At 67.3% G+C, this 13,234-nt stretch carries 10 protein-coding genes; 4 read left to right on the top strand and 6 right to left on the bottom strand.

The genetic code is table 11. The annotated features are described in order from the left end of the window. On the bottom strand, positions 1–283 hold a 283-nt coding region (locus tag VFH65_RS01925; protein ID WP_353319440.1), incomplete at its 3' end, for a hypothetical protein. A 20-nt stretch (positions 284–303) separates the two neighbouring features. Here VFH65_RS01925 and VFH65_RS01920 point away from each other — a divergent pair. Beyond that, positions 304–609, top strand: a complete 306-nt coding sequence (locus VFH65_RS01920) for a hypothetical protein (protein WP_353319439.1) — start codon at positions 304–306, stop codon at positions 607–609. Between the two features lie 4 nt (positions 610–613). Here VFH65_RS01920 and VFH65_RS01915 read toward each other — a convergent pair whose 3' ends face one another. The 5 genes from VFH65_RS01915 to VFH65_RS01895 all read right to left on the bottom strand — a co-directional run bounded on the left by VFH65_RS01915 (position 614) and on the right by VFH65_RS01895 (position 6,550). Then, entirely contained in the window at positions 614–2,098 is a 1,485-nt protein-coding gene (locus VFH65_RS01915) for a dynamin-like GTPase family protein (RefSeq protein ID WP_353319438.1), read from the bottom strand. Positions 2,099–2,175: 77 nt separating this feature from the next. Then, positions 2,176–2,706, bottom strand: coding sequence for an IniB N-terminal domain-containing protein (locus VFH65_RS01910; RefSeq protein WP_353319437.1), 531 nt, complete (start codon positions 2,704–2,706; stop codon positions 2,176–2,178). 100 nt (positions 2,707–2,806) lie between these two features. Beyond that, complete coding sequence (iniA, locus tag VFH65_RS01905) at positions 2,807–4,660, bottom strand: isoniazid-induced dynamin-like GTPase IniA (protein ID WP_353319436.1); 1,854 nt, start codon at positions 4,658–4,660, stop codon at positions 2,807–2,809. 98 nt (positions 4,661–4,758) lie between these two features. Continuing rightward, a complete protein-coding gene (locus tag VFH65_RS01900; protein ID WP_353319435.1) occupies positions 4,759–5,736 on the bottom strand; it encodes a hypothetical protein in 978 nt (325 codons plus the stop codon). A 268-nt stretch (positions 5,737–6,004) separates the two neighbouring features. Beyond that, complete coding sequence (locus tag VFH65_RS01895; RefSeq protein ID WP_353319434.1) at positions 6,005–6,550, bottom strand: Rv0340 family IniB-related protein; 546 nt, start codon at positions 6,548–6,550, stop codon at positions 6,005–6,007. 225 nt (positions 6,551–6,775) lie between these two features. Here VFH65_RS01895 and VFH65_RS01890 point away from each other — a divergent pair, with 225 nt between their 5' ends. From VFH65_RS01890 to VFH65_RS01880, 3 genes are all read left to right on the top strand, one after another. Beyond that, positions 6,776–8,545 (top strand): Hsp70 family protein, encoded by a 1,770-nt coding sequence (locus tag VFH65_RS01890; RefSeq protein WP_353319433.1) that lies wholly within the window; start codon positions 6,776–6,778, stop codon positions 8,543–8,545. 3 nt (positions 8,546–8,548) lie between these two features. Continuing rightward, complete coding sequence (gene iniR, locus VFH65_RS01885) at positions 8,549–11,098, top strand: isoniazid response ATPase/transcriptional regulator IniR (protein ID WP_353319432.1); 2,550 nt, start codon at positions 8,549–8,551, stop codon at positions 11,096–11,098. 108 nt (positions 11,099–11,206) lie between these two features. Beyond that, positions 11,207–12,967: an Hsp70 family protein gene (locus VFH65_RS01880; protein WP_353319431.1), complete on the top strand. Its 1,761-nt coding sequence runs from the start codon at positions 11,207–11,209 to the stop codon at positions 12,965–12,967. Positions 12,968–13,234: the final 267 nt, after the last annotated feature.

Genomic DNA, 13,234 nt, shown 5'->3' with positions numbered 1-13,234 from the left:
TGGTCGCGCTGATCGTGTGGGGGCTGGCCAGTCTCATCTCGGGCCCGTCGTCGGAGGAGACGCCGACGACGCTGACCCCGATAACACCCACATCCGCTCCGCGCACGGTCACTGAGACGGTCACCCCGACGCCGACGGAGGCGCCCGTCACGACGACGGCCACCACCACGACCACCGAGCCCACAACCACGACCACCACAACCACGACCACGACGACGACGACGACCACCGAGCCGACCACCAGCGTCAGCACGAGCACCAGCACGGTCACCGAGACGATCACCGTGCCGCCGGGCGGCTGACATGTCCCGCACCGCATACGCGCACGACGCGGTGGTCATGCTGGACCCAGGCGGCGACTCCGCAGCACTCGGCGGCGCGATAACCGTTGCCCTGTGCGGACATTGGGACCACGAACCACCGTGCCCGTTGGCGCCACACCACACCGACGCGGTGCCTGTGGACGACCGCAGGATAGTTCTTCGCGTGCAGTTCGAAGCCGACCCCAGTGACGAGTCGCGGGTTCGCTCGTTGATCGACGAAGCGTTGGCGTCAGGAGAGCTGACCGGTCCGGACGGCCGCGTCACAACCTGGACCGTGGAGACCTAGCTGCTCAGCGGCCGCGCGCCGCGTACTCGGCGACCAACGCCTCCGCGCTGCGAACCGCGGCCCGGCACGCGCGGGTGGTGAACGGGTCGTTGAGCGGATGGTCGGCGCGGCGTCGCCACCGCTGAGCGGCGGCGAAGGCGGCCCGCGGGCCGTCGTAGGGAGCGTCGGGCTGCAGCCCAAGCCTGCTGGCCGCGTCGGTGCCCGATCCGCCGATGATCCGCCGCAGCGACGCCATCTCGTCTTCATTCAATGTCGTTGGCCGCGAGCGTAACTGGCTGAGCAACCGCAGCTCCTCGAACGCGTGCGTGTCGGCAAGCAGCGGATCGATATCGGCGATGATGTAGCGCGTCGCGTAGATCGGGTTGTTCTGCACGAACTGTCGCAAAGACAACAGTGCGGTGTGTGCCTTGAGCAGATCCGAGCGCTGGGCGAACTGCTGATCGATGACGTCGCGCAGCGCCACCAGCCCGCTGCGTTCCAGCAGCTCGTCGGCCAGCGCAACCGAGTCAGTGATGCCGGCGCGCAGCACGGCAATCGAGATCCTGATGCCGAACATGCCGAATCGGTCCAGCAGCGCGGCGCGGGTCGCGGCGTCGACCGGCAACGAGCTGTCCTCACGCACGAAGCGATCCACCGACAGCATCGCCTTGGTCAGCTCGGCGGCGTCCACGCCTGCCAGCTTCTCCAGCGCGACGAATTCGCTTTGGCGCAGTGTGCGTGCGGTCAGCGCCAGCAGCCCGGAGACCGGCACCACCGCCTGGCAGATGCCGGTCTTGTCCATCTCGGTGGTGAACCGCGTGGCCACATCTTTCGCCGACAGCATGGCGTCGATCCGGCCCGCCCCGATCTCGTCGGCCCTTGACGCGACCCCGATGACGCCGAGCGCCCCCGCAGAACCGCCGACCAACTCACCGATCTGTTTGAGCAGCGCGATATCGGCCGCATTGAGGGTGCGCAGCAGGAACACCACCGCGTCCACCCGCGGTACCCCGTCGTCGGGCACCAGCAGCCGCAATGTGCGTTGGGAGACATCACGCGACAGCGACGACGTGCCAGGAGTGTCGATGATCGTGGTGTCGATCAGTTCGGCGGCCGGCCATTCCACATCCAGGTCGACGACATCCTCGGGGTCGAGGCTGGCGAAGTCGAACGTCAACCCGCCGTTGCGGGCGATCGGCACGTTGGACCGCCTGCCGCCGCGGTGGTTGGCGGTCACTTTCGGGGTTGACCCGTGCCGGAACCAGGTGACGATTCGAGTGGCCTCGGTGGCGTCGGTGGGCGCGATGTCCTCGCCCACAAGCGCATTGACAAGCGTGGACTTGCCCGCCTTCAGCGTTCCGGCCAGGGCGATGCGAATCGGCTGATTGAGTCGACGGCCGATGCGGTCCAGCTCGTTGTGCACGTCGGGGCGGTCCCGGTAGGCCGGATCGGCCCGGTATGCCTGGATGGTTCCGCCCAGGATCGCGCGCACCTGATCGCTCGTGCTCATCCTCGCGCTACCTCATCGACGTCTGGCTGCCCGTCCATTTCGGCAATGACCGGACGTCCAGCTTATGCACCGCTAGCTCATTCGATCGCCTTACCCCAAGCCGCGGGGCTGAAATCGGTGTCGACCAGATCCTGGGCAGGGCCCGCGGGATGCGCGGCGAGGTCGCCTTCGATCTCGGGTGTCAGCGGGTCGTCGACGACGCCACCAAGGGCCGTGTCGCCCTCGGTGATGATGTCCCACTTCGCGGCGAAGTCGGATTCGTCGTCGACCGGCTTGCACTCGATGTTGCCGACCGAAATCACCTCGCGGGCCGGCTCGCCAACCGCCTTTTCGGGCGTATCCGCTCGACTGTGGTCACGTGCGGCGGCCGCCAGCTGCGCGATGTCGAGATCCAGGAGTGCCGCGACGGGATCGGGGGCGTGCACCACGGTTTGCAGCGGATGGTCAGCAGGCATCGACTCGGCCACCACCGGAAGCAAATCGTGGACCTGTTCGGGCGTCACGTCCGGCAGACCGGCGTCCCTCAGCGCTTGTTCGGGGTCATCGACAAACGACTGAAGGCTGGCCGGTTCGCGGAACAGACCTGTCGTGAAATCCAGGATCGACATGATGGCCTCCAGTGGGAAGTTCTTTAGCAAACTGTATGCCGCAGAACCACGTTCAACATCGGGGCCGCACCCCCACCCCTCATCGGGGGCATGGGGGGTACTAGGGGGTGGCCGCGGGGGCCGGCGCCTTGGCGGGTGCCGACAGCTTCACCGCGTGGTCGGTGACCTGTTTGAGGATATTGAGCTGACGCTCCAGCTCCCGGACGCGGGTATTGCGCTCGTTCTCTTCCATTTTCGCCGCGGCAAGGGTCGCCTGCAGCGATTCATTCAGCGAGCGGGTGGTCTGATTGGCGATGCCACGATAGTGATCGCGCAGCTGACGCTGGATGCCCTTGAGCCGGTCGCGCGACTCCTTGCTGACGACGAATTGAACATCGTCGACAAAGCGGCGCACATTCATCTTCGCGTCGTTGCGGATGCGCGACATCCGGTTGTCCATCTCTTCCTTGTACGCCTTGCGCCCCAACAGCGCCCCGGCACCAAGGGAGAGCGGATTCAACATGCCGAGGCCGGCGAATGACGTAAGCATGCCGAACATCAGCACACCGCCGAACGATCCGCGAAGTCCGGACACCGCTCGATCGCCGACCTTGATGGGTTTGGCTTCGAGTTGGGCCAGTGATTTGAATTCGGAAAAGCCTGCGCCCATATCGCGGGCGCTGATCTCGGGCATCTTCACCGCTTCCAGCCCGGCCTCGACGAACGTGCGGGCCACCTCGGCGGCCAGCGCCTCCGCCCGCTGGTAGGCCCACACGAAGTTGTCCCCCACCGCGGTGGCCACCGCGTTCTCCAGCTCCGTGCCGATCTCGGCCCAGTGATGCGACGGATCACACTCGTCGATCACCTTCTCGGTGTGCTGGGTGATCACCCGGAATCGGTTGCGCAGATCATGATCCACATCCGAGGTGAGATCACTGATTCCGTCGTTGAGCACCTGCTGCCACAAAGCGGTGTGCTGCAGCGCTTCCTGCGCCTCTTCCTTGCGTCGCTCCAGATCGGCGGACAACCGGCCACGCGCCTCCGGATCATTGAAGGCCGACAGCTCCGACTCCACCGTTAACGTCAAATGCTCAGCCGCCGAACGTATCTCGGCGACGACGTGATCACGCACCCGGTCGTTCTCCCTGGACAACACCTTCTCGCTGAGGAACTTCACGATCGCAGGGAAGTTGGACTCCTCGTTGAGTTCCTTGTCGTTGAGCTGAATCGCATGACTGCGCAACATCGCTGAAACGGGGATCATCGGCGTGCCGACACCCGCCCGGCGCAGATGCTCGGCATTGACATCGACGATCTGCCGCCAGTGCGGATACAGATCGGTCTTCGTCGCGAGAATGACCGCGACCGGGCAGATTTCGACTGCCTGCCGGATGAACGTCATCTCCGGTTCGGTGAACTCCTGGCTGGTGTCGCTGCACATCAACATCGCATCGGCGTCGGGCAACAACCCCAACGTCGCCGACAGATGCGGTTGACCATGCCCTCCGACGCCGGGGGTGTCGACGAACGCCAGCCCACCCTTGAGCAACGGGCTCGGCGCGGTGACCTCCACCCGCAACACTTCACGACCCCCCGCCTGTGGCGCGCGGCGCAGGTCCTTCGTCAGATCCGCGGTCGGGATCTCCACCAGTTCCGGTTCGGCACCATCGGGTCGGGCCACCACCAGTCGCGCTGACGCCTTCTCGGAATAGGACACGACCGTCGCCAGCACCGTGCTCTCGTCGTCTCCGACCCGCGCCACGGGGACGTTGAGCAGTGAGTTCAGCAGCTGACTCTTGCCCTGCTTGAGCTGGCCCGCGATCACCACCCGGATCTGCGGATCGGTGATGCGGTCCTTGGCAACCCGCATCCGCTCCACCAAATCACCGCGATTGTTGGTGTCGGCGATCTTGCTGGTGTGGTCGATCAGCTCGACGATCACCTTGACCTTGCGCGGATCACTGGGTTGCGTCATCGGTCTTCCTCTTTGTCGATCGCCGTCCGTCTACGGTAGGCGCGCAAACTGGCGGGGACCATATTCGGTCCCCGCCAGTTGCGTTATTCGGTTGTGGGTCAGAACAGGCCGGCGTCGACCGTGGTGTCGACATCGACCGTGGTGTTGACCTGGCCGGAGTTGTCGACCGAGTTGTCCTGGCCGGAGTTGTCCACCGAGTTGTCGACCGAGTTGTCGACCGAGTTGTCCTCGGTGTTGGTGCCACCGGAGACACCGGACACGTCGCCGCCGGCATCGACCGTGGTCTGGTTTCCGTCGACGTTGGTGGTGTCGTTGTCGTTGATGACAATTCCGCCGCCGCTGCCGCCGGCACCGCCGGCTGCGTTTCCGCCGTCGTTGCCGACACCGATCAGGCCGCCGCCACCGTTGCCACCGGCGGCGCCGCCACCGTTGCCGCCGCTCATGTCGACGTCGTTGATGACCGGACCCTCGTTGTCGGAGATGATGTCGCCACCAGCGGTCTGGTCGCCGCTGTCGTCGATCTCGTTGTCCTCGCCGATGTTGACGTTCGAGTCCTCGATATCGCCGGTGTTGACGTTCTCGTTGTCATCGCCGACCACGTTGCCGTCACCCTTGACGTTCGTGTTGTCGATGTCGCCGGCGGTGCCGGTGTTGATGACGCTGCCGTCGGAGGCCTCGTTGCGGTCACCGAAGGTCATGTCGCTGAAGTCCAGGTTGACGCCGCCCTGCTGGACGTTCTCCCCGGCGTTGGGGCTCAGGATCTCCGGATCGTTGTTGCTGAGGAACTCGGTGTTGTTCCGGCTGGCGAACTCGGTGTCGGGTGAGAGCACCCGGTTCGGCTCGAACTCCAGGTGGTTGTGGTTGGCAACGGCGCGCTGCATCCCCACGATCGGGTCGCCGCCACCGTAGGCCGCGCTCACGGGCGCAACCGCGGTGTAGGCGGTCTGCAGCTGGGTCGCGGTGACGGCCTGCCCGGTGGCGGTCGATGCCGCCTGTACCGGGTTCTGGACGAACGCGCGGGCCATATCGGGCGACGGGCTGCGGAACAGGTTGAGGATGTAGTCGATCAGGTTCATTGTCGTGCCTTTCGGGTTGTCCTTGGAGGAGGTCTGTCACCGGGGTGTCCGGCGATCTGGTGAATACGTTATGGAGCCGCAGACCCGTCGGAAACGGGGCCGAATCCCCTCCCTGGGCGGGTGCATCCCGGGGTTGCGGGGGGCACCCCATTAGGGGATTAGGGGGTGGCTAGGGGATGGCCATCTAGTTAGCGTACGCCGACATTTGCGCAGGTCAACGCATACGAAAAATGCGCGGCCCGATTGGGCCGCGCATTGATTTCGATTGTCAGAAGACGTCGAACCCGGATGCATTGGAATCCAGATCCGCGACTTCGGTGATGGTGTCGCCCCAGTCGCTGTCTTCAGCCAGTTCATGGGCCGGCGCATCGTCGATGACAGCCGCATCGAGCTGCAACGACGGATCGTCAGCACCCGCGACGCCCGGCACGCCGGCGTCGGCGAGCACGTCGAGCCCGGGCTGCAGGGCCGCATCCGGCTGGTCGACGAGTTCGCGCACGACCGCCGGACCATCGTCGATTGCCTGGACGATCGCGGGGTCGTCGAACGCATCGAATGCGGCGGTGGCCGCCCCACTGGCCCAGACGTTGCCGGCTGCGTCACCGATGATTCCGTCAGTACCCGTGGTTGGCACTGCCCCCGACAGCGAAGGCATCGATTCCGAAACCACCGGAATCAAGTTGCTAACATCGGCGCTGGTGACGTCGACGAGGTTGGCATCATGAATAGCCTGATCGGGGTTCTCGGCATAACGAGCGGCGGCCTCGGGGTCTCGCACCAACGACATGACGAAGTCGAGTAGCGAGTTTGCCATGAGATTCCCTCCTTCCCTTTGCAGATATATAAGCGGCGTAGCCCAAAGGCTTGACTCGATGCTATCGACGGGCGCGGCCCCGGTGATCGGTGCGAAACCCACCACTGCGGCGACGCCGTTAGGGGACTCGGCGTTAGGGGTTTGGAGCCACTAGGGGGATCTCCCTGATCTGGGCGTCGCAAGCCGCTAAGGTGGGGCCGACATCGAGATCCGGCAGGGGTGAACATGAGCGACGCGCTCGGGTTGTCGATCGGGATGACCAACCTGGTGGCGGCCCGCGTTGGCCGTCCGCCGGTCATCCGCCGGTCCATCCTCACCCTGTTCAACGACCGCGCCCCGGAAGTCGGGCTGCCCGGCGAGTTTCACGCGGATCCGAACCAGCCCGGCCTTGTGCTCAGCGGCTTCGTCGATCGGGTCGGGGATCCAGTACCGCTCGTCGCCGCCGACGGCTCCCAGCACAACGGCGAACGTGTGCTGGTCGAGGCCCTCGATGCGATGGCCCGCACGGTCGGCGGTGGCACACCGATCGCCATCGCCGTACCCGCGCACTGGGGCCCGGCAACGGTCGGCGCGCTGCGGGGTGCGCTGCGCGCCAAGCCCAGCCTCGCCCCCAACGGCGTGCCCGCGGCGCTCATCCCCGATTCGGTCGCGGCGCTGTCTGCTCTGCAGGCCGCGCCGGGCCTTCCCTCGAACGGTGTCGTGGTGCTGTTGGATTTGGGTGGCAGCGGCACCAGCGTCACGCTGGCCGATGCCGGTTCGAATTTCGACGCCATTGGAGAGACCGTCCGCTACCCCGAATTCTCCGGCGACCAGATCGACCAGGCCCTGCTCAACCACGTCATCGCAGGCATCGCCGAAGCGGGCAACGCCGATCCCGCGAGCACGGCGGCCGTCGGATCCCTGGCCCGGCTGCGTGACGAATCCCGCCAAGCCAAGGAACGGTTGAGCGCGTCGACGGCCACCGCGGTGCACGCCGAGCTGCCCGGCTTCAACTCCGACATCCGGGTGACCCGTAACGAGTTGGAGAGCCTCATCGCCGGCCCCATGGCCGGACTGCTCACCGTCATCGAAGAAACGTTGCAGCGCAACAATATTCCGGTCGCCAACATTTCTGCCGTGGCGACGGTCGGCGGCGGCGCCAACATTCCGATGGTCACCCAGCAGCTGTCGGAGCGGCTGCGAGCCCCTGTCGTGACGACGCCACAGTCGCAGCTCAACGTCGCGGCAGGCGCCGCGTTGGTTGCCGACGCCGCGATGGACGCCGACGCACCCACCGGGATGGCGCCCGCCGCGGATGCGCCGACGAGCATGGCGGCCGCAGCCTGGGCGGTGGGCGCCGCTGGACTGGCCGCGACGGAGTCGGCGTCCGACGGTGCGGCCTCGGCGACCTTCCGGGCACTGGCGTGGTCGCAGGACGATTCGCCAGGCGCCGAGCCGGTTCCGTATTCGGGCGAGGACTACAGCTTCGATCCGGGTGCCACCGACGCCCGGCCGCAAGTGGCGTTCGCCCACGAGGAAGAGGGTTATGAGCCCGAGCCGGGACCGTTGCCCTGGTACAAGCGGCCGCCCATTCTGTTCGGGGCGGCGGCCGCCGCGGCGCTGCTGGCGATCGGCGGGCTGGCGTACACGCTGACGGGCACTAGCAGCGATACGGGCCCGGTCACCGAAACAGCCACCACCATCGAAACCGGTCCGACGTCCGGACCGCCACCGACATCCGAAGCGCCGCAGACCATTACGGTCACGGGATCTGACGGACAGCCGAGTACGACGGTGGTGCCGCCCCCTCCGCCGCCGAGCACGACCACCACGTCGCCGCCGACGACGACCACCACGACGACGACGACCACCACAACAACAACGACCACTACGACTACAACGACAACGCCGCCGACCACTACAACGCAACCAACGACCACGCAGCCGACAACCACCGTGGCACCGCCGACCACGACAACTGCTGCGGCGTTGGAACCGACCACAACCGAGCCGTGACCCATGGCAGCACCGGCGCCGCAACCGCTGACGGACGTCCCACCGCCGGCGCGCGACGCCGTCGCGGCGCTCACCGCCGCGCCGACCGATCCGGTCAAGATCTTGGTGTCGGGGGGCATCGGCACCGGTAAGAGCTCGGTGCTCGCCGTCATCCGTTCGACGCTGCGGACAGCTGGCATCCCGGTGGTAACCAGACCTCCACGCGACGGCGACGATCCCGGCGCCGCCGTGGTGATCGACGACGCGCATCTGCTCGATGACGACGAGCTCGGACAGCTGATCGAGCGGGTCGCCGATCCCGCGACGACGATCGTGGTGGCCGCCGAACCGCTCGCCCACCATTCGTCGCTGCGCGCACTGGCAACGGCCATTGAGCGGGACAACCCCGTGGTGTCGCTCGGCGCGCTGACACCGGCCGAGGTGAACCGGATCGCGGCCGAAATACTGGGCGCGCCACCGGCATCCGACATTGTCCGCTCCTTGCTGGTGGCGACGGCGGGGCTACCCTTCCTGCTTGGGCCTGCGATCGCCGCAGCGGGGTCACCGGACGGCGAGGCGCCCGCAACGGTGATCGTGTCGGCGGCGAAATTCGCACTGATCGAGCGATTGCGCCGGCTGGATGAACCGGTGCTCGACACACTTCTCATCTCATCGCTGAGTCCCGAACTCGGGCCGGACGACGTCGCCGCCGCGTTGCGGTTGAGCACCGAGTCGGCACAGGCCCTTGTTGACCGCGCCCGGGCCAGCGGCCTGATCGAGCCGTCGCACAGTCACGCGTTCCTGCGCTCCGTCCACGGGTGCATCGCCCAGATCATCGGTACGGCGCGACACCATGACACCGAAATCTCGTTGCTCGTATCGCAGATCGAATTGTCCACGCTCTCACCGGATCTCGCACTAAGGATGGCCGAGCACGGGCTGCAGGACGAGCGGCTGGCCAACGCGCTTGCCGATCTGGCGGCCCGCAGCCAGGGACAGCCGGCGAGGGCAGCGCGCCTGTATCGCGCCGCAGTTGATGCCGGTGCGACGGCCCTGTCGGCGCGTCTGGCCGATGCGCTCGCGATGACAGGTGACTGCACCACCGCGGGCAGGCTTGCCGACGAGCTGCTGGCATCCGAGGACGTGGCCGAGCGCGCTGCGGCGGTCAGGATCGCCGCGAGCATCGCTTTGCACGACGGCAGCGCAGCGCAGGCCGCGGACCTGTTCAGGTGGCTCGGTCCGTATCCGGACGCATTCGTCAGCGCCGCCGGTGCGATCGTCTCGGTCGCCGCCGGTGACCTGGCGTCGGCAAGGGCGGCGCTGAGCAGTGACAGTGCCGGGCCGCCGACGTCGACGGCCCGCGCCGCTCGCAGCCTGGCGGAGGGCCTGCTGCTAACACTCGACCAACCATTCCCCGTCGCCGTCGCACGGCTTGGCCAGTCCATCACGGCCGAACAGCAGTCACCCGGCGTCGCCCCCGATACGCCTGCCGCGCTGGTGACGCTGGCCGCTCTGCATGGCGGGGACCCGGTGCGGGCACGCAGCGTGATCGCGCGGGCAGCGCGTGCGGCGAGTCAGACCGACACCGCCGACGAGGCCTTCGCGGCCTACCGGCACCGGCTGTTGCTGGGTTGGGTTCGGATGCAGGACGGACACCTGCCCGCGGCAACCGCAGACGTCAATGCGGTCCTCGTCGCTGCCGAAGGGACGTTGCACCGCCGCGACGCGTTGTGGGCCGCGGCACTGCAGACCGCGATCGCCCGTCGCAGCGGGGACAGCGGTGCGGTGCAGAAGCACTGGTATGCCGCCCTGGAGGTGCTCGCCGAGTACTCCCTGGACCTGTTCTCACTGCTGCCGCTGGCCGAGCTGTGGGTCGCCGCAGCGCGGATGAGGCAGGTCGACCGGCTGCAGCACACCCTCGCGGAGGCGTTCGCGCTGCTGGAATCGCTTGGCAATCCCGTGCTCTGGTCGGTTCCGTTGCGTTGGGCCGGTGTGCATGCCGGCATCCTTGCGAATGCTCCCGATGCGGTGGCGCCGCACGGTCAGGCGTTGACGGCCGCTGCGGCGCACAGCGCATTCGCCAAAGCGCTGGCCACTGCGGGCCGAACCTGGTTGCGGGTCCTTGCCAATCACGTCGACATCAATGAGGTCACGGCCGCGGCGCGGGCGCTGGCGCAATTCGGCCTCACGTGGGATGCCACGCGGCTGGCGAGCCAGGCGGCCCTGCAAACCCCGGACGCCAGGGTCTCCGGGGCGATGCTGCAACTGGCGCGGGACCTCAAGCAGACCATCGCGGTCGACGCCGAAAGCGAGCCGGGAACCGCCGCGGCGGTGACGTCGGGGGCGCAACGCGCAGACCACGCGCGTCCGTCGTCATCCCGGCTGTCCGACCGCGAACGCGAGGTCGCCGAACTACTGCTGCTGGGCATGCCCTACCGCGACATCGGCAGTCAGCTGTTCATCTCCGCGAAGACCGTCGAGCATCACGTCGCCAGGATCCGGCGGCGGCTTGGCGCCGAATCGCGCTCGGAGATGCTGTCAATGCTGCGCGCCCTGCTGGCCCCGCAGACCTGATCCCCCAACGGCGCCCATTCCCCTAATCCGAATTCCCTAGTCGGGGATCCCTGGTGAGGGGTTGCGCACCGGATTTGCGGCGTCACCGTTCGCCATACGGTCAGTCGCATGTTGAATGCACCAGGCACCCATGGCCACTCGCTTGGCCTATCGGTCGGCGCGACGAACCTGGCCGCCACCCGCGACGGCCAGACCGCGCTCGTCCGCCCCTCTGAAATGACCGTGCAGGGGATGCGTCTCACCGGGTTCGTCGAGCGCGTCGGCGACCCGGTGCCGCTGGTCGCTGCCGACGGTTCGACGCATCAGTCCGAACGGCTGCTGGCCGAGGCGCTCGGCGCGATGGCACAGTCCGTGACCGAAGGCGTGCCGGTGTCGGACGTGACGATCACCGTGCCTGCGCACTGGAGCCCGTCGGTCGTCGGCACGCTGCGCGGGACCCTGCGCGAGGGGCTGCCGCTGGTTTCCGATGCGACAGCGGCGCTGACGGCGCTTCGCGCCAACCCTGGCCTGCCGACTCATGGCGTGGTCGTCCTGTGTGACTTCGGCGGCAGCGGCACCAGCATCACGCTTGCCGACGCCGCGAAGGACTTCGCGCCGATCGGCGAAACTGTCCGTCATCCCGACTTCTCCGGCGACCAGATCGACCAGGCACTGCTGACGCACGTCGTGGCCGGCTTACTCGACGCGTCACAGATCGATCCGTCGGGGACTGCGATGGTTGGATCGCTGGCCCGGCTGCGTGACGAGTGCAAGCGTGCCAAAGAGCGGCTCTCCGCGGAGACCGCGACCGCGGTGGTTGCCGACCTGCCCGGCCAACGCGCCGATATCCGCGTCACCCGCACTGAACTCGAGGATCTCATCCAGGCGCCGCTCGCCGATTTCCTTGCCGCACTTGACGATACGTTGACTCGCTGGCATGTTCCGCTGGCAGCGGTTTCGGCGGTCGCCACCGTCGGCGGCGGCGCGCGCATCCCGCTGATCACCCAGCGGGTCTCCGCGCACCTGCGCGCACCCGTCGTCACCACCGCTCGCCCGCAACTCGCGGCCGCCGAGGGCGCCGCGCTGATCGCTGCCCGCAGTCGTGTCGTCGAGACCGAGACCACGATGACGCCTGCGCCGGGAACCGCGGCCGCCGCGATGGGCCCGCAGTCCGCCACCGTCCAGGCACTGGCATGGTCCGAAGATGCCGGGGCCGATGACGGCTTGGCTTATGCGAATGCGGCGTATGAGGACACGCAGTACGTCGAGCGGCCAGCCGACTCCCGCCCGGAGCTGAACTTCCGCCACCAAGAGGTCGAAGAGACACCGCAACCGCGGCGCGCCCCGATCGTTCTGTTCGGGCTCTCGGCCGCCGCAGCAGTGATCACCAGCGTGGTGTTCGGCCTGACCGCGTTCGGCAGCGACGCCCCCACACCGGTTGAAGCCGCCGTCACCGTGACTCCCTCCCCCGCGCCTGCGGCGCCGGTTCTTTCTCCCGCAACTCCGGCGCCGCAGGCCCCCCAGGTCACCACGGTGGTAGTGCAGCGGACGAACCCAGCTCCGCAGCGGCCACTGCAGCCCGCGGTCCAGCCCCCGGCGGTCCAGGCTCCGGCAACGCCTCCCCCGACGACCACGGCACCTCCGACCATCACGACCCCGACGACAACAACACCGACCACCCCACCCACAACGCCTCCGACGACACCACCCACAACCCCGCCCACGACACCTCCGTCGACACCGCCGACGGTGCCCCCGATCGATCCGGGCCCGGGTGACGGAAGCGACACAACCACGCCGCCGATCGACCCCGGACCGGGCGACGGAAGCACAGGAACCACCACCCCTGTCATCGACCCCGGACCCGGTGATGGGGTGCCCGAAGCGTAGTTAGGGCAACCTACGTAGCGGCCTTTCCCCGCGAGATGCAACTATGAGCAGGCATCGAGCGAAAGTTACTGACCAGTAACATGCATTAAGTTACCCTTGGGTAACTTAGGAGTGGGGAGGCACCCGGTGGATACTCAGATGCTTATCAGGCTCGTCGTCGGGCTATTGATGACAGCTGTCGTGCTGGTATTCGCCGCCAAGCGCTTCATGTTTCTGACCAACCTCATCCGCTCCGGGCAGAAGACGAGCCCCGAAAACAACCGCAAG

The organism is Mycobacterium sp., assembly GCF_035697385.1.
GTDB lineage: Bacteria > Actinomycetota > Actinomycetes > Mycobacteriales > Mycobacteriaceae > Mycobacterium.
The sequence above is the reverse complement of the archived record's forward strand: the minus strand, read 5'-3'. Positions and strand labels throughout refer to the sequence as shown.

Coding starts and splice junctions, on each gene's coding strand:
- VFH65_RS01900 (WP_353319435.1), bottom strand. CDS start 5,736: ATGAACCTGATCGACTACATCCTCAACCTGTTCCGCAGCCCGTCGCCC.
- VFH65_RS01880 (WP_353319431.1), top strand. CDS start 11,207: ATGTTGAATGCACCAGGCACCCATGGCCACTCGCTTGGCCTATCGGTC.
- VFH65_RS01910 (WP_353319437.1), bottom strand. CDS start 2,706: ATGTCGATCCTGGATTTCACGACAGGTCTGTTCCGCGAACCGGCCAGC.
- VFH65_RS01920 (WP_353319439.1), top strand. CDS start 304: ATGTCCCGCACCGCATACGCGCACGACGCGGTGGTCATGCTGGACCCA.
- VFH65_RS01895 (WP_353319434.1), bottom strand. CDS start 6,550: ATGGCAAACTCGCTACTCGACTTCGTCATGTCGTTGGTGCGAGACCCC.
- VFH65_RS01890 (WP_353319433.1), top strand. CDS start 6,776: ATGAGCGACGCGCTCGGGTTGTCGATCGGGATGACCAACCTGGTGGCG.
- iniA (WP_353319436.1), bottom strand. CDS start 4,660: ATGACGCAACCCAGTGATCCGCGCAAGGTCAAGGTGATCGTCGAGCTG.
- iniR (WP_353319432.1), top strand. CDS start 8,549: ATGGCAGCACCGGCGCCGCAACCGCTGACGGACGTCCCACCGCCGGCG.
- VFH65_RS01915 (WP_353319438.1), bottom strand. CDS start 2,098: ATGAGCACGAGCGATCAGGTGCGCGCGATCCTGGGCGGAACCATCCAG.